General features: G+C 69.9%; 19 protein-coding genes. 10 read left to right on the plus strand and 9 right to left on the minus strand.

Going from position 1 to position 18,437, the window contains the following annotated elements; all coding sequences use genetic code 11:
* Positions 1-15: 15 nt before the first annotated feature.
* Genes ABZ796_RS00995 through ABZ796_RS01030 form a run of 8 tightly spaced genes read right to left on the minus strand, consistent with a single transcriptional unit; the run spans position 16 to position 7,888 of the window.
* Positions 16-972 carry a PDR/VanB family oxidoreductase gene (locus ABZ796_RS00995; RefSeq protein WP_357333831.1) on the minus strand — a complete coding sequence of 319 codons (957 nt, stop codon included), beginning with the start codon at positions 970-972 and terminating at the stop codon, positions 16-18.
* Positions 969-1,475, minus strand: a complete 507-nt coding sequence (locus ABZ796_RS01000) for a hypothetical protein (RefSeq protein WP_357333833.1) — start codon at positions 1,473-1,475, stop codon at positions 969-971. The genes ABZ796_RS00995 and ABZ796_RS01000 overlap by 4 nt, the downstream gene beginning before the upstream one ends.
* Positions 1,472-2,587, minus strand: coding sequence for a zinc-binding dehydrogenase (locus tag ABZ796_RS01005; protein WP_357333835.1), 1,116 nt, complete (start codon positions 2,585-2,587; stop codon positions 1,472-1,474). The genes ABZ796_RS01000 and ABZ796_RS01005 overlap by 4 nt, the downstream gene beginning before the upstream one ends.
* Positions 2,584-3,456 (minus strand): ABC transporter ATP-binding protein, encoded by an 873-nt coding sequence (locus ABZ796_RS01010; protein ID WP_357333837.1) that lies wholly within the window; start codon positions 3,454-3,456, stop codon positions 2,584-2,586. The genes ABZ796_RS01005 and ABZ796_RS01010 overlap by 4 nt, the downstream gene beginning before the upstream one ends.
* A 32-nt stretch (positions 3,457-3,488) precedes the next feature.
* Positions 3,489-4,325, minus strand: a complete 837-nt coding sequence (locus ABZ796_RS01015; RefSeq protein WP_357333839.1) for an ABC transporter permease — start codon at positions 4,323-4,325, stop codon at positions 3,489-3,491.
* Positions 4,322-5,398 (minus strand): ABC transporter substrate-binding protein, encoded by a 1,077-nt coding sequence (locus ABZ796_RS01020; RefSeq protein WP_357333841.1) that lies wholly within the window; start codon positions 5,396-5,398, stop codon positions 4,322-4,324. The genes ABZ796_RS01015 and ABZ796_RS01020 overlap by 4 nt, the downstream gene beginning before the upstream one ends.
* An 11-nt stretch (positions 5,399-5,409) precedes the next feature.
* Positions 5,410-6,693 (minus strand): aromatic ring-hydroxylating dioxygenase subunit alpha, encoded by a 1,284-nt coding sequence (locus ABZ796_RS01025; RefSeq protein WP_357333842.1) that lies wholly within the window; start codon positions 6,691-6,693, stop codon positions 5,410-5,412.
* Positions 6,680-7,888: an MFS transporter gene (locus ABZ796_RS01030; protein ID WP_357333844.1), complete on the minus strand. Its 1,209-nt coding sequence runs from the start codon at positions 7,886-7,888 to the stop codon at positions 6,680-6,682. The genes ABZ796_RS01025 and ABZ796_RS01030 overlap by 14 nt, the downstream gene beginning before the upstream one ends.
* A gap of 134 nt (positions 7,889-8,022) precedes the next feature.
* Between ABZ796_RS01030 and ABZ796_RS01035 the strand changes: the two genes are divergently transcribed.
* The 3 genes from ABZ796_RS01035 (at position 8,023) to ABZ796_RS01045 (ending at position 10,455) form a co-directional block, all read left to right on the plus strand.
* The gene (locus ABZ796_RS01035) at positions 8,023-8,817 is read left to right on the plus strand and encodes an IclR family transcriptional regulator C-terminal domain-containing protein (RefSeq protein WP_357333846.1); all 795 of its coding nucleotides are present in this window, start codon (positions 8,023-8,025) and stop codon (positions 8,815-8,817) included.
* A 61-nt stretch (positions 8,818-8,878) separates the two neighbouring features.
* Positions 8,879-9,241, plus strand: coding sequence for a non-heme iron oxygenase ferredoxin subunit (locus tag ABZ796_RS01040; RefSeq protein WP_357333848.1), 363 nt, complete (start codon positions 8,879-8,881; stop codon positions 9,239-9,241).
* An 11-nt stretch (positions 9,242-9,252) separates the two neighbouring features.
* Entirely contained in the window at positions 9,253-10,455 is a 1,203-nt protein-coding gene (locus ABZ796_RS01045) for an FAD-dependent oxidoreductase (RefSeq protein ID WP_357333850.1), read from the plus strand.
* Positions 10,456-10,589: 134 nt separating this feature from the next.
* Here ABZ796_RS01045 and ABZ796_RS01050 read toward each other — a convergent pair whose 3' ends face one another.
* Entirely contained in the window at positions 10,590-11,120 is a 531-nt protein-coding gene (locus tag ABZ796_RS01050) for a DNA starvation/stationary phase protection protein (RefSeq protein ID WP_357333851.1), read from the minus strand.
* Positions 11,121-11,257: 137 nt separating this feature from the next.
* Here ABZ796_RS01050 and ABZ796_RS01055 point away from each other — a divergent pair, with 137 nt between their 5' ends.
* The 7 genes from ABZ796_RS01055 to ABZ796_RS01085 all read left to right on the plus strand — a co-directional run bounded on the left by ABZ796_RS01055 (position 11,258) and on the right by ABZ796_RS01085 (position 18,321).
* A complete protein-coding gene (locus tag ABZ796_RS01055) occupies positions 11,258-12,232 on the plus strand; it encodes a helix-turn-helix domain-containing protein (RefSeq protein WP_357333853.1) in 975 nt (324 codons plus the stop codon).
* Positions 12,233-12,474: 242 nt separating this feature from the next.
* Entirely contained in the window at positions 12,475-13,767 is a 1,293-nt protein-coding gene (locus tag ABZ796_RS01060; protein WP_357333855.1) for an ABC transporter substrate-binding protein, read from the plus strand.
* Positions 13,764-14,552: an ABC transporter ATP-binding protein gene (locus tag ABZ796_RS01065; RefSeq protein ID WP_357333857.1), complete on the plus strand. Its 789-nt coding sequence runs from the start codon at positions 13,764-13,766 to the stop codon at positions 14,550-14,552. Before ABZ796_RS01060 ends, ABZ796_RS01065 begins: the two co-directional genes overlap by 4 nt.
* 244 nt (positions 14,553-14,796) lie before the next feature.
* Positions 14,797-15,513, plus strand: a complete 717-nt coding sequence (locus ABZ796_RS01070) for an ABC transporter ATP-binding protein (protein ID WP_357333859.1) — start codon at positions 14,797-14,799, stop codon at positions 15,511-15,513.
* The gene (locus ABZ796_RS01075; RefSeq protein ID WP_357333860.1) at positions 15,513-16,379 is read left to right on the plus strand and encodes a branched-chain amino acid ABC transporter permease; all 867 of its coding nucleotides are present in this window, start codon (positions 15,513-15,515) and stop codon (positions 16,377-16,379) included. The genes ABZ796_RS01070 and ABZ796_RS01075 overlap by 1 nt, the downstream gene beginning before the upstream one ends.
* Positions 16,376-17,437 (plus strand): branched-chain amino acid ABC transporter permease, encoded by a 1,062-nt coding sequence (locus ABZ796_RS01080; RefSeq protein WP_357333862.1) that lies wholly within the window; start codon positions 16,376-16,378, stop codon positions 17,435-17,437. Before ABZ796_RS01075 ends, ABZ796_RS01080 begins: the two co-directional genes overlap by 4 nt.
* Before the next feature lie 26 nt (positions 17,438-17,463).
* Positions 17,464-18,321, plus strand: coding sequence for an alpha/beta fold hydrolase (locus tag ABZ796_RS01085; protein WP_357333864.1), 858 nt, complete (start codon positions 17,464-17,466; stop codon positions 18,319-18,321).
* Positions 18,322-18,437 lie beyond the last annotated feature (116 nt).

The raw sequence follows: 18,437 nt of genomic DNA on the forward strand, positions 1-18,437 counted from the left end.
TCGTGGTGCTCGCCCTCAGAGGTCGAGCACCAGCCGGGGGCTCTTGGAGCGCCCGACGCAGACCATCATGGTCTTGCCGGAGGCCCGTTCCTTCTCGTTGAGGATCGTGTCGTGGTGCTCCGGCACACCCTCGAGGACCGTGGTCTCGCAGGTGCCGCAGAAGCCGTCCTCGCAGGAGGTCATGACGTCGCAGTGGCCCTCGATGACCTCGAGCAGTCCCTGGTCGGAGCCGACGGTGAGCACGGTTCCCGACCTGCGCAGCTCCACCTCGAAGGAGTCACCGGTCGACGCCTCGGCCAGTGCTTCGCCGTCGGAGGCGAACTTCTCCAGCCGCAGCTGAGCGGACCGACCCGCCTTCTCGCACGTCTCCTCGAGCTCCTTGAGCATCGAGATCGGGCCGCAGGCGTAGATGAGGGTGTCGTCGCTGACCCCGTCGACGAGCGCGGCGAGGTCGGGGCGACCGGTCGACGAGCTGACGACGACCTTGACGTTCGGGCCGGTCGCGAGCTTGTCGCGGAAGGCCATCGACTCGAGGTGGCGGCCGACGTAGACGAGCTCGTACGGCGACTTCTCACGCTCGGCCCGGATGACCATCGCCAGCATCGGGGTGATGCCGATGCCGCCGGCGATGAACAGGTAGCGCGGAGACGGCTCCAGCGGGAAGTGGTTCCGGGGGCCGCGGATGCGGACCCGCTTACCGACCAGCGCGGTCTCGTGGACCTCCTCGGAGCCGCCGCGGCCCTCGGGCTCGCGGAGCACCGCGATCCGGTAGAAGCTCAGGTCGGCCGGCGGGCTGCACAGGCTGTACTGCCGGACGACGCCCGAGGGCAGCTCGATGTCGAGATGCGACCCGGGCTCGTAGGCCGGCAGCAGACCGCTGTCGGGCACCAGCTCGAGCGAGATCACCCCGTCGGCCTCGAGCTTCGCCTGGCGCACGGTGACCTCGAAGAAGTCCTGCTCCTCGCCGGTCATGCCGACATCTCCTGATCGGTCGTCTCGGTGCCGGCCTCCGTGCGGGCACCGCCGCGCAGCACGTCGAGCAGCGCGGCGAGCAGCTGGGGGCCGCGTACGGTCACCAGCATGTCGACCTCCTGGCGCAGCGTGATCATGGCCGAGGCGCCGGCCGGCTCCTGCCAGTGCTCGGGGGCGACGAGGACGGCGGCGATCAGGTCGCCACCCCCGCGCGCCGCGGTGCACACCTCGCGTACGACCTGCTCGGGAACCTCGGTGAGGTCGCTCCCGACGAGGACGACCATGTCGGCCGACTCGGCGACGGCGCTGGTGCCGGCCGGCATCGGCGGCGTCCAGGCGCCTTCGCCCAGCGGCTTGGTGAGCGCCTCGACCGGGTCTGGCCCGGACAGGATCTGGACGCCCTCGACCCCGAGCGTCCGCAGCTCGTCGACGAGCTGGGCGCTGCCAGGACCGAGCGGTACGACGAGAACACGGGCCTCGTAGGACCTACGCAGGGGGTTCATCGGGTCTCCTTCGCAGAATCGGAACGGGTGGGGTCGGCCCGCAACCACGGGTCGATCACGACATGCGGGGTGAGCGGAGCGTTGCCCTGGTCCATGTCGCGCAGGCTCTGTCCGACCTGCTCCAGGGGAACGTTGTGCGTCGGGATCCGCTCCAGGCCGGTCCTGCCGGAGGAGAGGAGCTCGATGGCCCGGGTGACGGCCTGCGGCGACCGGCCGCGTACGCCGCGCACGGTCAGCAGGTTGCGGACGATCGCGGTCGGGTCGAGCGCGGCGTCGCCACCGCTGAGCCCGGCGATCACCAGCACCCCGAAGCGGCCCAGCAGCTGGATGGCGGTCGCCATGGTCTGCGGGGTGCCGATGGTGTCGATGACCGCGTCGAGCGGGCCGTACTTCTCGCGTACGACGTCGACGACGGTGTCGTCGTTGAGTTCCGTGGTCGCGCCGAGCCGGCGGGCCAGCTCGAGGCGTCCCGCGCTGGACCGGCGGCCGAGCGCGATCGTGGTCTCGGCGCCACCTGCGACGGCGGCGGCGACACAGGAGAGCCCGTGGTAGCCGGGGCCGATGACGGCGACCTTCGAGCCCGGCCCGACGCCGCCGGCGTCGAGGGTCCAGTCGACGGCGTTGGCCAGCGGCAGCGTCCAGGCCGCCTGGTCGACGCTGAGGTGGTCGGGCAGTGGGTGGAGCACGTGGCGCGAGGAGAGCTCCATGAACTCCGCGTTCCCGCCGTGCAGCCCCGAGGCACGGGAGGCCGGGATCATCCCGACCCGCTCACCTCCGGTCCACAGGTCGACAGCGGCGCACAGCCGGTAGCGGCCGGCCGAGCACTCGGCGCACGTGCCGCAGCCGACGTACTCCTCGACGGCGACGCGGGTGCCGACCTCGAGCCCGAGCGCCTCCGCGTCCTCGGGGGTCAGGTGGTCGATGCGGCCGATCGTGTGGTGACCCAGCACCGCGGGAGCCTCGAGCCCCCGCTGGTGCAGCATCACGTCGGTGCCGCACACGGCGGAGGACTCGACACGCAGCCTGCTCGCCGAGGCCGGGAGCACCAGCTCCCGGACCTCGGTGGCGCCGGCCCCGTCACTGACGGCGGCGCGAACCAGCAGATCGTTCATCGGCGGAAGAGCCCCCGCTTCTTCGGGGCGACGCGGGCGTCGGCCTGCTGCTTGGCCTTCTCGACCTCTTCCTTCAGCTGGCTCCAGATGCCGTAGACGATCTCGCCGTACTCCTGCTCGTGACGCAGCTGCAGGACGTCGCGCGGCCGCGCGAACGGCACGTCGATGAACGCCTTGGCCCGGCCCGGCTGAGCGCTCATCACCATGATCCGGTCGCTCAGCGTGACGGCCTCGTCGACGGAGTGGGTGATGAAGACGACCGTCTTTCGGGTCTCGTCCCAGATGCGGAGCAGCTCGGCCTGCAGGAGCGTCTTGTTCTGCTCGTCGAGGGCCGAGAACGGCTCGTCCATCAGCAGGATCTCGGGGTCGTTGGCGAACGCACGGGCGATCGAGACGCGCTGCCGCATACCGCCGGAGAGCTGGTGCGGGTAGGCGTCGGCGAACTTCGTCAGGCCGGTCGCGTCGAGATAGTGCCCGACGGTGTCCTTGATCTCCGACCTCGGGGCGCCACGCACGGTCAGGCCGTACGCCGCGTTGTCCCAGACGCTCATCCACGGGAAGATCGAGTCGCCCTGGAACACCATCGAGTTCTCCGGGCGGCCGGCGGTGCCACCGGCGACCTCGATCGTGCCCTCCGAGGCCGACTCCAGACCGGCGAGCATCCGCAGAAGGGTGGTCTTGCCGCAACCCGACGGCCCGACGATCGTCAGGAACTGGCCCTGGGGTACGTCGAGGTCGAAGGAGTCGACCGCGGTCACGACGTGGCCGCCGGGGACCGTGAAGCGCTTGCTGAGCCCGCGGATCCGGATCTTCGGGTCGGCCATGGCCGACGCCGCCTCGGTGGGGGCCGGTGCAGTGGTGTTGGACATGATGGGTGGTCCGTTCCTCTAGTAGGCCGCCGTCAGTGGCGGGTGATCCACGGGGTGAGCTTGTGACCCACGAAGCCGACGATGAGGGCGAGCAGGAGCCCGACGAGCGCGAAGACCAGCAGGTAGGCGTACATCGACTCGATGGTGAAGAGCTGGAAGGAGTTCCAGACCATGAAGCCCCAGCCGTTGCCCTGGCCGCCCATCATCTCGGCGATGGCGAGCATGATCAGGCCCATGCCGGCGCCGAGCTCGAGGCCGGTGATGACGTTGGGCATCGCGCCGGGGAGAGCGACGGTGCGGAAGACCGTGAACCGCTTGGCCCCGAAGTTCTCGGCGACGTCGTAGAAGATCGCCGAGACGTTCGAGACCCCGGTGTAGGTGTTGATGACGACCGGGAAGAAGACGCCCATCGCCACGAAGTACCAGATCGTGTCCTCGCCCAGGCCGAAGAAGAGCAGGAACAACGGCAGCACCGCGCTCTTCGGGACGGGGTAGAGGGCCGAGATGATCGGGCGTACGGCCGCGTTGACGACCTTGTTGAGACCCATCGCCACGCCGATGATGACAGCGGGGACCGCCCCGACCAGGAAGCCGAGGAGCAGGCGGGTCAGGCTGTGCTGGGACTGGGCCCACAGCTCACCGCTGGCCGCCTCGGTCCACAGCGCCTGGAAGATCAGCGTCGGCGCCGGGAAGAACCGGTCGTCGAGCACGCCGCCGCGGGAGAGGGCGTCCCAGGCGACCAGGAGGACGATCGGGCTGAGGATCGAGATGGCGCGCAAGGCACCCTTGCTCAAGGTACGGCGCTGCTTCACCTGACGGGCGGCAACCGCTCCCGTGGAGGTGACGGCCGCTTCGGCGACGTTGGTCATGACACTCTCTCCTTGCTCGCGGCCTGTGCCGCCTCGTCGACGAAGCTGGTGTCGACCAGCGAGTCGAAATCGATGTGCGACGTGCCCGTGAAGAGACCCTGCTTGACGAAGAAGTCGTAGTCCTTCTTCAGGCTCTCGATGTTGAGAGACGCGTCCGGGTTCACGAAGCTGGGGACGGTCTGCTTGACCGCCTCGGGCTCGGACTTGATGTGGTCGGCGATGATCGTGGCGATCTCGTCGGCGTCCTTGCCGGTCCACCTGCCACCCTCGACGGCCGCGCTGTAGTCGCGCGCGGCCTGGGTGTAGGCGTTCATGAAGCACTGGGCCGCCTCGGCCTGCTCCTTGGGGAAGTCGCCGCTGTAGAGGAGCACGGCGAGCTGCTGGTTGTTGTAGACCGTGGTGGAGTCGGCGAGCTTCACCGCCGCACCGCTCTGCTGCGCCTTGGTCGCGGCCGGCTCGGTGGTGAGCGCGGCATCGATCGAGCCGTTCTGCAGGGCGGCGACGTGGTCGGGGAAGCCGAGGAAGCTGTGCGAGACGTCGTCGTACGTCAGCCCCTCGTGCTCCAGCAGAGCGGCCAGCGTCGAGGAGGTGGCGGTGCCCGGAGCGGGCTCGGCCACCTGGAGGCCCTCGAGGTCCTTGACGCTGGAGACCTTGCCCGAGTCCACGAGCTCCTTGCGGACCAGCAGCGGCATGTAGTCGTGGTGGGTGACCAGCTGACCCTTGTCGGCGACGATCTTGATGTCGATGTCGCGGGCGATGCCGTTGTAGAAGCCGGCCGACGGAGCGCCGGCCCCGACAGCCAGGTGACCGGCCGCCAGGTACGGCACCATCTCCCCGGCCGACTTGAACGGGCGGAGCCTCACCTCGAGGCCCTCCTCGGCGAAGTAGCCCTTGTCCTGCGCGATGAAGAGCAGCGCGTCCGAGAGGCTGTTGGTGATGCCGGCCTCGACTTCGACGCCGACGCAGGACGTCGCGCCCGAGGCGGCGGTGCCGCAGCCTGCCATGGTCATCGCGCCCACGGTGGCGGCCATGACGGCCACCACCGCGCGCGAGCGCTTGAAGTGTGTACGCATGAGTCAGCCGATCAGATCGAGTGGAAGTTCTCGCCGGGCTTGACCACGAGGACGTCCTTCGCGCCCTCCTGGAAGGGCACGTCGCGGGGAAGCAGGATCGAGGTGGAACGTACGCTGGTGTGCGCGGGGTCGAGACCGGGCAGCTCACCCGAGTCGACGTCGTCGAGGGCGGCGAGCAGGCGGCGGCGGGCCACGATGATGGCCGCATCGGAGGTGCCGAGGCGTTCCTTGGTGCGATCGGCGACCACGCCCATCGACTCCTGCAGCGAGAAGTCCTGAGCGGCGATCCCCGCGATACCGGAGAAGGTCTCCTTGCGGCGCTGGGCGCCGCGGTCCATGAGGTAGTCGTTCTCCGCCGAGGCCAGCGGGTCGTACGTTCCCGGCTTGTACTTCACGTGGATGCCGTCGCCGCCGTTGAGGGCGTTGATCTCGCGCTCGCCGAAGTCCTGGGTGGGGTGGTAGTTCCAGCTCCAGGCCCAGCAGGTCTCGTCGTCGATGGGGACCCAGGCATGGCCACCCATCGGGTTGTGCTCACCGAACGGCGGGATGATCGTGTACCACGGCATCATCCACTGCGTGATGCGCCAGTAGTAGTTCTCCTCGTCGGCGTTCCGGCGCGCGCCGATCAGCAGGCCGCCGTCGGACTCGGCCACCTCGAACTTCGGGCGGGTGTCGGCCTTGAGGTACTTGTTGCCCTCGGTGCCGGAGTGCAGCGGGTCGTCATCGAGGTTGAACCGGTGCGCGAAGGAGACGTGGCTGGAGTCGATGCCGCCCTCCATCGCCTGCAGGTAGTTGGAGAACTGGCGACGCTTCGAGATGAAGCGCTTCTCCGGGTTGAGACCCATCCACTCCAGGTTCGGCAGCGGCGGCTCCTTGCCCGGGTCGCCCATGTAGGCCCAGATCAGGCCGCCGGCCTCGACGGCCTTGTACGCCCGCTGCTTGATCTTGGAGCAGAACTTGCTGCCCTCGGGCTCGGACGGCATGTCGACGCAGTTGCCGTCGATGTCGTACTTCCAGCCGTGGTAGGCGCACCGCAGGCCGCCCTCCTCGTTGCGCCCGAAGTAGAGGGACGCCGTGCGGTGGCTGCAGAACTCGTCGATCAGGCCGATGCGGCCCTCGGAGTCACGGAACGCGATCAGCTTCTCGCCGAGCAGCTGCACCCGCACGGGGTCGCAGTCGGCGCCCTCGATCTCCTCGGCGAGCAGCGCGGGGATCCAGTAGCGACGGAACAGGTTGCCCATGGGGGTGCCCGGACCGGTCTGGGTCAGCAGGTCGTTCTGTTCACGGGTGAGCATGCAGGTTGCCTTTCAGAGGGGTGATGCGGCGGGGAAGGCTGATGAGTGCTGCCGCCACGAAGGCGGCCAGCGGAACCAGCCAGGCGACGCCGAAGCCGGCGCCCAGATCGAGGGTGAGTCCGAACGCGAGCGGTCCGGTGCCGAAGCCGAGGTACATGCCGGTGGCCAGGAACGCCGTCGCGGTGCCGAGGGATTCGACGGGGACGGTGCGGATCAGGACCACCATGGTCACGGAGTTGGAGGCGAGCGCGGCCGCACCGAACACGGCGGCACCGACCCACACCAGCCAGCTGCCGAGCAGGATCGAGGCCATCACCAGCACGACACCGAGCGCGGCGCCGACGGCCAGGGTGAGGAGCGTGTAGGCCTGCCGGGAGCCCGCGTCGGCACGGCGGCCCCACCAGATGCGGCTCAGCAGTCCGACCAGCCCGACCAGCGCGGCGATCAGGCCCGCGGGGCGCAGGCCCAGACCGAGCTCCACGTGGGCGAAGAGGGGCAGGTGGGCGTTGGTGGCCTGGAGGCCGAACCCGATGAAGAACGTGTACGCCGTCAGCATCCCGACGGAGATCGGTCCGGACTCCTCGGGCCTGCGTTGTGTCCGGTCTGGGGCAGCCATGGGACGGGTCGCGAGCGCGCTGACCACGCCGAGGAGCCCGAGGAGGACGCCGGCAGCGACAGCCCAGCGCCACCCGGCCGCAGCCGCGATCAGTGGAGCGGCGAGACCCGCGACGAGCTGCGCGGCCTGGACCCCGGACTGCTTCCAGCCGATGAGGGCACCCCGCTGCTGCGCCGGCACGCCGGCGACCACGCGGTTGGTGGCCGGATTGGAGAGCGCCTGGGCGACACCGCTCAGCACCCCCGCCACCACCACGACGGCGTACGACTCGGCGAGTGCCAGCACGGCGAGGCCGGTGATCGAGCCGACGGAGACCGCGACCATCACGGTGCGCGCGCCGAAGCGGCTCGAGGGTCCGCCCAGGAGAAGTGCCGAGAGCGCTGCGGAGCCGAAGGTCACGGTCGAGATCGCGCCGTACTCGGCCGGGCTCAGGTCGAGGTCGGCGATCACCAGCGGGGAGATCGCGGTGAGCGTGTAGAGGAACATCGGCCCGATCCCCATGCACACGAACAGCGACATCCACAGCGCCGGGGAGACCTTCTCCCGGGCCCTGGTGACATCGGCAGTGTCGCTGTTCATCAGACTCCATTCCGCTATGCGCACAACTGTGCATTGTGACCGCTGACACACGGTTACATGACGGCGACCTCAGGTCAAGTGGGGAGCGGGAAAATCTGCCCGATCTTCGTTAGGGTGTGCGCATGGCGGAACGGATGTTGACGGATGATGAGCGGCGGATCTCCGACCGTGACGTCGTCCAGTCGTTGATGCGAGGTCTGGACGTCGTGCGGGCCTTCGACGGCACTCATCCAGAGCTCTCGCTGGACGAGGCGGCCGAGCGCACCGGCTTCAGCCGGTCGGCGACGCGGCGGCTGCTGCGTACGCTGATGACCGCGGGGCTGGCGGCGTACGACGGCCGGCGCTACCGCCTCACGTCACGGCTGCTCGACCTCGGCTATGCCAGCCAGTCACGCCTCTCGCTCGCGGAGGTGGCGCTGCCTCATTGTGAGGAGCTCTCGCACCGGCTCGGGCGGACGGTGTCCCTCGCCCGGCTCGACGGCGACAGCATCGTCTACCTCCTGAGGGTCGGCGCGCCGCGCCTGGTGGCCGTCTCGCTCCACGTCGGCAGCAGGCTGCCGGCGTCCCTCCCGGCCATCGGCCGGGTCGTCCTGGCCGGTCTCCCCGACGAGGAGCTGGCCGGCTTCCTCGCCTCCGACGCCTTCCAGGAGCAGTCGGAGCGCATCGGGTTGTCCGCCGATGACCTCTTGAAGGAGCTGGTCGACATCCGCGCTCGCGGCTGGTGCCACGTCTCGGAGGTCCTCGAGGCCGGGCTCAGCGCTGTCGCGACACCGATCCGCAACCGCGACGGCCGGGTGGTCGCCGGGCTCAACGTCTCGACGCGCACCGGAGGGCAGGCGCCCGTGCTCGATCTTCTCGACACGGTGCCCGACCTGATGCGTACGGCCGCGCGTATCGGCGACGACCTCCACCAGACCCACCAGGTCTGAGACGCGCGTCCCGGGCGGGGGAGGGGCCCGTTCCTGGTGGGCGACGTTGGAAGATGGGGGCATGACCGGAAACAGTGGAAACGGCGGAAACAGCACAGGCATCCGCGTCGCGTCCGTCGACGACATCCCGGAGGGAGAGGGCATCGCCATCTCCTCCGACATCACGGGGACCGAGGACGACATCGCGATTCTGCGCGACGACGACGGCACCTGCTGGGCCCTCAACGACACCTGCACCCACGAGACCGCCTCGCTGGCCGAGGGCTGGGTCGAGGACGGCGACGTCGAGTGCCCCCTGCACTCCTCGCGGTTCAACCTCAAGACCGGCAAGGTCGACGGGCTCCCGGCCACCCGCGACACCGTTCCGCACCGCGTCGAGGTGCGTGACGGGGAGGTCTATCTGTTCCCTGGTGAGCGGCCCTGAACGCTGCACGCGTGGTCGTCGTCGGCGGTGGCATCGCCGGCGTGTCCACGGTCGCCGAGCTGAGGAAGGGCGGGTACGCCGGGGAGCTGGTGCTCGTCTCGGCCGACGCCGTTCCCTATGACCGCCCGCCGCTGTCGAAGGCATACCTGGCCGGCGAGAAGTCGCTCGACGCCATCGCGCTGCAGCACCCGGACTGGTACGCCGACCAGCAGGTCTTGCTGGTCGGTGGCACGGTCGCCGTCGCGGTGCGCCCGGAGGTCGGCGAGGTCGAGCTCGCCGACGGGCGGGTGCTGTCGGCCGACCGGATCGTGCTCGCCACGGGTGGTCGCGCGGTCCGGCCGGCGTTCGGCGAGGTACGACGGGACGCGCCGGTCCACGTGCTGCGGGACGTCGCGGACGCCGACAGGTTGCGTACGCAGCTGGTGCCCGGCGCGCGGCTGCTGATCGTCGGCGGCGGCCTGATCGGCGCGGAGGTCGCCTCGACCGCACGCGGGCTGGGGGCCGAGGTCGTGCTGGTCGACCCGCTCGATCCTCCTCTCGCCGCGGCGGTCGGCACCGAGGTGGCCAGGTGGCTGCACGGCCTGCACGCCGAGCATGGTGTGGAGGCGCTGACGACCACGGTCGAGACGCTGCTGGAGACCCGGGCCGGGGTCGCCGTGCAGCTGAAGGGCGAGCCGGACTCGCGCGAGTTCGACGCCGTGCTCGTGGCTGTCGGCCTGGTCCCCGAGACCGGGCTCGCCGAGGCCGCGGGCCTGGAGACCTCCCGCGGCATCCTGGTCGACTCCGGCCAGGTGACCAGCCACCCGTCGGTGCTCGCGGTCGGCGACTGCGCCCGGCTCCGCGACCACCGTCGCGCCGAGCACTGGGAGGCCGCTCAGCGGGACGGCGCCCGGGCGGCGGCGACGATCCTCCAGAGCGAGCCTCTGCCCGCCACCGCGCCCTGGTGGTGGTCGGACCGCTACGGCCTCCACGTCGAAGGGGTCGGTGAGATGCGATCGGCGGATGCCGAGCACCGGACAGTCGTACGCGGCGTCGTCGGCGAGCCGCCCTTCGCCGCCTTCACGCTCCGCGGCGAGCGCGTCGTCGGCGCGGTCACGGTCGACGACCCGGCTGCCACCAAGGCAGTCCGCCGCCTGATCGACCGAGGTGTCGACGTACGTCCCGCTGATCTCGCGGATCCGGCTCAGAACCTACGAACCCTGCTGCGCCGGTGACGGTCCTCGTGCCGAGTCGGCGCGTTCTGACCGAGATTCCCGCCGAGTCGGCGCGTTATAACGAGCCGACTCGGCGATATGGAGCGAAGGCGCCCTGCGAGCAGCTCGCGGGGCGCCTTCGTGGGTGAGCGTTCTCAGACGGTCAGCTGAGCCGGCTTCGACTGGTTGGCGACGCGGTTCTCGGAGTCGATGAACCAGGCCAGCTGCTCGATCCGGGTGATGATCGCGTGCAGCAGGTCGGCGGTGGTCGGGTCCTCGGCGTCGATGTCGTCGTGGATCTCACGAGCGGTCTTCGAGGTGGCGTAGAGCGCGGCGGCGGCGAGGTCGGCGGCGGTCGCGGTGTCGACCTCGGTCGCCGGGAGGGGCGCGAGGGTGGTGTCCTCGGCGACGGTGCCGGTGCGGCCGTCGGGAAGGATGTAGAGCGCACGCATGCGCTCGGCGATCTCGTCGGTGAAGTCGCGGGCGGCGTCGACGACCTCGTCGAGGACGAGGTGCATGTCGCGGAAGTTCTTGCCCACGACGTTCCAGTGCAGCTGCTTGCCCTGCAGGCTGAGCTCGGTCAGATCGACGAGCAGGCGCTGCATCTGGGTCGCGAACGCCGGGCTCGGGATGAACGCGGGGTGCGAGGTGTGGGTGGCGCTGCTCGTGTCGGTCTTCGTGGCCATGTTCGGTTGGTCCCCCAGATTGAAGTGTCGGTCTTTCGTGGTGACACCAACTGTGCCACCTTTTCTTGAACGATTCCAGAAAGGTAAGTCTTCCCTAAGTCATCGCCGTCGCTCTCGGCACGCAATAGAGTCGGGTCGTGCCGCCAGCCGGAGCCGACCCAGTCCCCCTCGTCGCGCGGGTTCCTCGTCCGGAGGTCTTCGAGACCAACGGGCTGAGCGAGGACGCGCAGATCGAGGCCTGGGAACATCACAACGCCTGCGCGCTGGTCGCGCTCTCCTGCCGGCCGATCGACGGCCACGGATTCGACGCGCAGGAGGTCAACCTGCAGCTGGACGAGATCCATCTGGCCAGGGTCCGGGCCACACGGCACGTCGTCGAGCGGCCGGCCAGCCTCGTCAAGGAGATCCCCGCCCGGTCGATCGCCGTCTACGCCAGCCTCCGCGGCGAGGCGATCCTGGAGTACGCCGGCCGCCGCAAGGTCATCCGGCCGGGCCAGCTGATCGTGTGCGACGTGGACGCGCCGTTCCTGCGAGGCTTCGGGCACGGGCTCGAGGAGCTCGCGGTCAAGGTGCCCGTGCACGCCTTCGAGGCCCGCACCGGGATGGCGTCGATGCCGTCGCCGCTCGTCCTCGACGTCGGCCGCGACCAGGACCCGCACGGCCGAGCCCTCGTGCAGATGGTCGGCCGGGCGCTGCGGCCGTACGACCCGGTGCCGGCCGACGAGGACGCCGTGCTCGACCTGATCTCGGTGATCGCGACCGCCGGGAAGGTCTCGCTGGCCACCGCCCATCGGGCCGCGGCGAAGGCGTTCATCGAGGACCATCTCGTCGACCCGGGCCTTTCCGCGACGACCGTCGCCGCGGGTGCCGGCATCTCCGAGCGACACCTCTCCCGGCTCTTCGCAGACGCCGGCACCAGCGTCCCCCGCCACATCCTCGGCCGCCGCCTCGAGCTCGCCTACGCGATGCTCGCCACCGGCTCGGACCCGGCCATCCGCACCGTCGACGTCGCCGAGAAGTGCGGCTTCACCTCGGCCTCGTACTTCTCCCAGGCCTTCCGCAAGCGCTTCGGCGTCGCCGCCGGAGACGTACGCCGCGCCGCCCGAGCCTGACTCCAGCCGACTCCGCACCTGTGGCGGCCGAATCCTCAGTTGTGGCGTACGAAAGTCGAGTTTCGTACACCACAACTCACTTCTCGGCGCCCAGAGCCCACTTCTCGGCGCGAGAGGGTGACAAGTCCACCAAAGTCCGATAGTTCTTCCATGCGATTTTCCGCCAACCAGACCCTGCTTCCCACCTGCAGGGGCGGTGGCGGACGACACTCCTCAACACCCCACTCTCTAAGGAGAAGTACGTGCGCAACGGACTCACCACCGGACGCGGCCTGAGCATGGCCGCCGCCGGTGTCGCAGCGATGGCGCTGACCTTGACGGCCTGCGGGTCGGGCGGCATCGACGACGAAGGCGGTGGCGGAGAGGACACGCTCACCATCGGGTTCGTCTCGACCGAGACGGGCTCCTCGGCGCCGTTCGGCGAGGCGAACAGCTTCGTCGTCGACGAGCTGGAGACCTACTTCAAGGACCACCCGGTCAAGGCGGGCGACAAGGAGCTCGACGTCGAGATCGTGGTGCGCGACGCCCAGAGCGACACGACGAAGGCCGGGGCGGTGGCCGGCGACCTGATCAACAAGGACGGCGCCGACATCATCGTCGCCTCCTCGACGCCCGACATCGTCAACCCGGTCTCGGAGCAGTGCGAGGCCAACTCGATCCCGTGCATCACCACGGTTGCCCCGTGGCAGCCGTTCGCCATCCGCAGCGGCGACAAGCCGGCCGAGCTGAAGTACAGCTACCACTTCTTCTGGGGACTCGAGGACGTCTCGGCCGTCTACGCCGACATCTGGAGCAAGGTTCCGAACAACAAGAAGGCCGGCGGCCTGTTCCCGAAGGACCCCGACGGCGAGGCCTGGGGCGCCAACTTCCCGGCGCTCACCGAGGCGTCCGGCGTGAAGATCGACAACCCGGGCAACTACCCCAACGGCACCAAGGACTTCTCCGCCCAGATCAGCGCCTACAAGGGTCACGACGTCCTGGTCGGCGTCCCGATCCCGCCGGACTTCACCACGTTCTGGCAGCAGGCGAAGCAGCAGGGCTACAACCCGAAGGTCGCGACCATCGGCAAGGCGCTCCTGTTCCCGAGCAGCGTCGAGGCGCTGGGCCCGATCGCCCACAACCTCTCGACCGAGGTGTGGTGGACCCCGACCGCTCCTTACAAGTCCTCGCTGACCGGCCAGTCCGCGCAGGAGTTGGCGGACGCGTACGAGGAGAAGACCGGCAAGCAGTGGACCCAGCCGCTGGGCTTCGCGCACGCCCTCTTCGAGGTCGCGACCGCGGCGGTGACCGAGGCCGGCTCGACCGACGCCGACGCGATCACCAAGGCGCTGTCCGGGCTCGAGGTCTCCACGGTCGTCGGTGACGTCGCGTGGGGCAAGGACGACAGCGTCCCGCCGTACGTCGCCAAGACCTCTCTCGCGGGCGGTCAGTGGCGCCAGGTCGAGGGCGGGGAGCACCCGTTCGAGCTCGTCGTCGTGCAGAACTCGCTGGCTCCCGACGTACCGCTCGGGGGCGAGCCCGAGGCGCTCAAGTGACCTCTGCCCCACCATCGGGCGAGCCATCGGTCGAGGTCTCCAGCAGCGCGCCCGGCGCGCTGCTGGAGGCCGAAGGCCTGGCCAAGGCGTTCGGCCGGGTCGTCACCGCCCGCTCGGTCTCGTTCCACGTGGGCCCGGGCGAGGCGCTCGGCATCGTCGGGCCCAACGGCGCCGGCAAGTCCACGCTGCTCAACCTGGTGACCGGCACCCTCCCGGCCGACGCGGGCACCATCCGCTTCGACGGCGCCGACGTCACCCGGATGCCGGCCGCCCGGCGTACGGCCCTCGGCATCGGGCGTACGTTCCAGGTCCCCCGCCCCTTCGAGGGGCTCACCGTCTTCGAGAACGTGCTGGTCGGGTCCACCTTCGGCGCGGGTACGCGCCGCCGCGAGGCCGACGAGCAGGCCTGGCAGGCGCTGGAGACCGCCTCGCTCGCCCATCTCGCCAACACCCCCGCCGGCTCGCTGCGGCTGCTCGACCGCAAGCGGCTCGAGCTCGCCCGCGCGCTGGCGACCCAGCCCCGGCTGCTGCTCCTCGACGAGATCGCCGGAGGCCTCACCGAGCACGAGCTGCCAGCCCTGATCGAGACCATCTCTGCGATCCGCGACAGCGGCACCGGCGTCGTCTGGATCGAGCACATCGTGCACGCGCTGCTGCAGGTCGTGGACCGGCTGATGTGCCTGGCCCAGGGTGACGTCGTCGCCACCGGCGACCCGCGTGAGGTGATGGCCAGCGACGCCGTCGCCGCCGTCTACCTCGGCTCTCCCGACCTGGAGGGCGAATGAGCGCGGCGGATGCTCACCGAGGTAACTCGGTCGGCGGTCGCTTCCTTCGTGGAGTTCCACGAGGGAAGCGGGAGTTCAGTGAGTTACCTCGGTCAACATCCCGGGACGACCCGCCGAATGCTCACCGAGGCGATGTCCTGAGCTTGTCGAAGGGTAACTCGGTCAGCACGCACCCCCTTCGTGGAGCTCCGCGAAGCAAGTACCCGTTCACCGAGTTACCTCGGTCAGCATTCGAGGGAGACCGATGACCCTGCTCGAAGTCGACGCGATCGACGTGAGCTACGGCGACTTCCGCGCCCTGCACGGCATCACGCTGACTGTCGCCGAGGGCGAGACCCTCGCCGTGATCGGCGCCAACGGCGCCGGCAAGTCCACCCTGCTGAAGGCGATCGCCGGTCTGCTCCGGCCGAGCTCCGGCCGGATCCGGTTCGACAACCACAACGTCTCCCACACCCCGGCCCACCGGCGGGTCCGTGAGGGCATCGCGCTCACACCGGAGGGACGCCGTATCTTCGCCTCGCTCACCGTCGAGGAGAACCTCAAGGTCGGCGCGCACGGACGCCGGCCCGGCCCGTGGAACCTCACCACCGTCTACGACGCGTTCCCGCTGCTCGCGGAGAAGAGGACACGTCGCGGCGCCCACCTCTCCGGTGGTGAGCAGCAGGCGACCGCCATCGGCCGGGCGCTGATGTCCAACCCGAAGCTGCTCCTGCTCGACGAGGTCTCGCTCGGGCTCGCTCCGGTCGTGATCGCCGACATCTACAAGGCGCTTCCCACCATCGCCGCGAAGGGGACGACCGTGCTCGTGGTCGAGCAGGACCTCACCCAGGCGCTCTCCGTCGCCGACCGGGTGCAGTGCCTCCTCGAGGGCCGCACCGTTCTCGAGGGCGCGGCGGCCGACGTCACCCGGGAGCAGGTCCAGGCGGCGTACTTCGGGGTCGACGAGCAGGAGGCCGGCTGATGGACTGGATCAACGCGGTCCTCCAGGGGCTCCTGCTCGGCGGGCAGTACGCACTCCTCGCCTGCGGTCTGAGCCTCATCTTCGGCGTGATGCGGATCGTCAACCTCGCCCACGGCGTCCTCGCGGTCGCCTCGGCCTACCTCGCGCTCTGGCTCGTCCAGCAGACCGGGATGCCGGCGTTCCTCACCATCGTCATCGTGATCCCGGTGCTCGCCGCGGTCGGCTACGCGATCCAGCGCGGCCTCTTCAACAAGGCGCTGCGCCACGGCGAGCTGTCGCCGCTGCTGGTCTCGTTCGGCCTGGCGGTCATCGGCGCCAACCTGCTCCAGGAGATCTTCACCGCCGACTCCCGCAAGATCTCGATCGGCGACCTGTCGACGTCGTCGGTGGAGCTGGGCGACCTACGCGTCGGCGTCTTCTCGCTGCTCACGCTCGTCGTGGCGGTCGGCGTGATCGTCGGTCTGCAGCTCTACCTCTCCCACACCCGCATCGGCCGCGCCATGCGCGCGACCAAGGACGACCCCGAGGCGGCCACGCTCATGGGGATCGACGAGAAGCACATGTACGCCCTGGCCACCGCGATCGCGATCGGCACAGTCGCCCTGGCCGGTGTCTTCCTCGGCATGTCGACGCAGTTCAGCCCGACGTACGGGGACCTGGTCCTCATCTTCGCCTTCGAGGCGGTCATCATCGGTGGTCTCGGCTCGCTGTGGGGCACGCTCCTCGGCGGGCTGGTGCTCGGCGTCGCGCAGACCGTCGGCGCCCAGATCGACCCGGCCTACGGCGTTCTCGCCGGTCACCTGGTCTTCCTGGTCGTGCTCCTGTTCCGGCCCCAGGGCCTGCTCCCGAAGGCGGTCGTCGCATGACGGTGAACACCATGGCCGGCACGACGACCCTGAAGGTCGTACGCGGCGGCTGGCCCTCTCTCGCAGGCGGCGGCGTCCTCGCCGCGGTCGTGGTGTTCCTGGCCGCTGCGCCCTGGTTCGTGTTCAGCCCGGGCGACGTGACCAACCTGGTCACGCTCTTCGCGCTGATCATCCTCGGCACGACCTGGAACCTGATGGCCGGCTACGGCGGGCTGGTCTCGATCGGGCAGCAGGCCTACATCGGTGCGGGCGGCTACGGCGTGATCAAGCTCGCCGACGTCGTCGGACTGCCGATCCCGGTGGCTGTCGTTGCGGCCGGCGTGGTCTGTGCCGCCCTGGCCATCCCCACCTCGTTCCTGCTGTTCCGGCTGGTCGGAGGCTACTTCGCGATCGGCACCTGGGTGGTGGCCGAGGTCTTCAAGCTGGTCACCCAGGAGCTCCCGGGCTTCGGTGGCGGCTCCGGCCTCTCGCTCACCGCCTTCCAGGGGGTCGACCGGGTGACCCGGATCGCGACCGTCTACTACCTGGCGCTCGTGCTGGCGGTGCTCGTCGTGCTCGCGACGTACGTCCTGATGCGCTCGCGCGTCGGCCTCGGTCTGACCGCGATCCGTGACGACGCGGTCGCGGCGGCGTCGCTCGGGGTCGCGGTACGCCGCTCGCAGCGGCTCGTCTACGTCGCCGCCTCCGGCGGTGCCGGCCTGGCCGGCGCGCTGATCGCGGTCAACGGCCTGCGGGTCTCCCCGGACTCGATGTTCTCGGTCCAGTACACGGCGTTCATGATCTTCATCGTCGTCATCGGTGGGCTGGGGACGATCGAGGGTCCGATCCTGGGCGCGGTGATCTTCTTCGCGCTCCAGCAGCTCCTGGACTCCTACGGCACCTGGTATCTCATCGCCCTCGGAGCGGTCGCGATCGCGGTCGTGCTGCTGGCGCCGCGCGGGCTGTGGGGGCTGGTCGCGCGCGGCCGCTACGAGGTCTTCCCGGTCGGCCACCAGGTTTATCCACAGGGTTCTCCACAAGCGGCCGAGTCTGTGGATTTCGGTCCGAGTTCCCGGTGACCTTACCGACGAGTAACATTGGTCGGGTGACCGAGACTTCCACCCCCACGACCACCCCCGAGGCCCACGCCATCGAGCGTGCCGAGGGCACCAGCTTCACGCTGACGGTGGTCCGTGCGGCGGCCCCCGAGGCGCCGACCCTGCTGGTCGTGCCCGCGATGGGCATGCCGGCCGGCTACTACGACAAGCTGATCGTGGCCCTCGCGGAGGCCGGGATCAACGTCGGCCGGATGGAGCAGCGTGGCCACGAGGAACTCGGCGGGCGCGTCGCCGGCTGGGCCTACGACTTCGGCTACGCCGACCTGGTCGACGACATCGCTGCCGCCGTCGACCGCCTCGGCGAGCTGATCCCGGCCGCGGCCGGTGCGACGTACGTCCTCGGGCACAGCCTCGGTGGGCAGGCCGCCAGCGCCTACGCCGCGCTTCACCCCGACCGGGTCGCCGGCCTGGTCTACGTCGCCTCGCAGACGCCCTACTGGCGCAACTACGGCCCGGGCTTCCTGGTCGCCAGCCAGGCGATGGGCCTCATCGGCCGCGTCGTCGGCCACTTCCCCGGCAAGCAGCTCAAGTTCGCCGGCCGCGAGGCACGCACGCTGATGAAGGAATGGGCCCGGTACGCCCGCACCGGCCGGCTCCGCCTCGGCATGCCGACGCGCGACGTCACCCCGCTGATGCGCGCCCTGGAGAAGCCTGCGCTGATCGTCTCCATCGAGGGCGACTGGCTGGCGCCCAGCGAGACGGTCGACGAGATCCACCGGCGGATGCCGGGCCTCGAGGTCGCGCGTGTGCACCTGGACGAGCCCGGCATCGACCACTTCAAGTGGGCCCGGAAGCCGGACTCGACCATCGCCGCGGTCAAGGCGTGGCTCCCGCTCGAGAGCTGAGTCGCGTACGCATTTCCGCCAACCGGCGACCCCACCTTTGAAGCGGCCCGAGCGGCCCGCAAGACTCGGTCCGAGGCTGCGATCCCACACCCCGCCGTGGCCTCGGAAAGGTGAGG

The sequence above is a fragment of the Nocardioides sp. NPDC047086 genome, assembly GCF_040643685.1.
Taxonomy (GTDB): Bacteria; Actinomycetota; Actinomycetes; order Propionibacteriales; family Nocardioidaceae; genus Nocardioides.

Excerpts from the sequence above, each read along its gene's own strand:
- ABZ796_RS01015 (WP_357333839.1), bottom strand. The coding sequence starts at position 4,325 with ATGACCAACGTCGCCGAAGCGGCCGTCACCTCCACGGGAGCGGTTGCC.
- ABZ796_RS01080 (WP_357333862.1), top strand. The coding sequence starts at position 16,376 with ATGACGGTGAACACCATGGCCGGCACGACGACCCTGAAGGTCGTACGC.
- ABZ796_RS01075 (WP_357333860.1), top strand. The coding sequence starts at position 15,513 with ATGGACTGGATCAACGCGGTCCTCCAGGGGCTCCTGCTCGGCGGGCAG.
- ABZ796_RS01040 (WP_357333848.1), top strand. The coding sequence starts at position 8,879 with ATGACCGGAAACAGTGGAAACGGCGGAAACAGCACAGGCATCCGCGTC.
- ABZ796_RS01030 (WP_357333844.1), bottom strand. The coding sequence starts at position 7,888 with ATGAACAGCGACACTGCCGATGTCACCAGGGCCCGGGAGAAGGTCTCC.
- ABZ796_RS01050 (WP_357333851.1), bottom strand. The coding sequence starts at position 11,120 with ATGGCCACGAAGACCGACACGAGCAGCGCCACCCACACCTCGCACCCC.
- ABZ796_RS00995 (WP_357333831.1), bottom strand. The coding sequence starts at position 972 with ATGACCGGCGAGGAGCAGGACTTCTTCGAGGTCACCGTGCGCCAGGCG.
- ABZ796_RS01000 (WP_357333833.1), bottom strand. The coding sequence starts at position 1,475 with ATGAACCCCCTGCGTAGGTCCTACGAGGCCCGTGTTCTCGTCGTACCG.
- ABZ796_RS01070 (WP_357333859.1), top strand. The coding sequence starts at position 14,797 with ATGACCCTGCTCGAAGTCGACGCGATCGACGTGAGCTACGGCGACTTC.
- ABZ796_RS01010 (WP_357333837.1), bottom strand. The coding sequence starts at position 3,456 with ATGTCCAACACCACTGCACCGGCCCCCACCGAGGCGGCGTCGGCCATG.
- ABZ796_RS01035 (WP_357333846.1), top strand. The coding sequence starts at position 8,023 with ATGTTGACGGATGATGAGCGGCGGATCTCCGACCGTGACGTCGTCCAG.
- ABZ796_RS01005 (WP_357333835.1), bottom strand. The coding sequence starts at position 2,587 with ATGAACGATCTGCTGGTTCGCGCCGCCGTCAGTGACGGGGCCGGCGCC.
- ABZ796_RS01020 (WP_357333841.1), bottom strand. The coding sequence starts at position 5,398 with ATGCGTACACACTTCAAGCGCTCGCGCGCGGTGGTGGCCGTCATGGCC.
- ABZ796_RS01025 (WP_357333842.1), bottom strand. The coding sequence starts at position 6,693 with ATGCTCACCCGTGAACAGAACGACCTGCTGACCCAGACCGGTCCGGGC.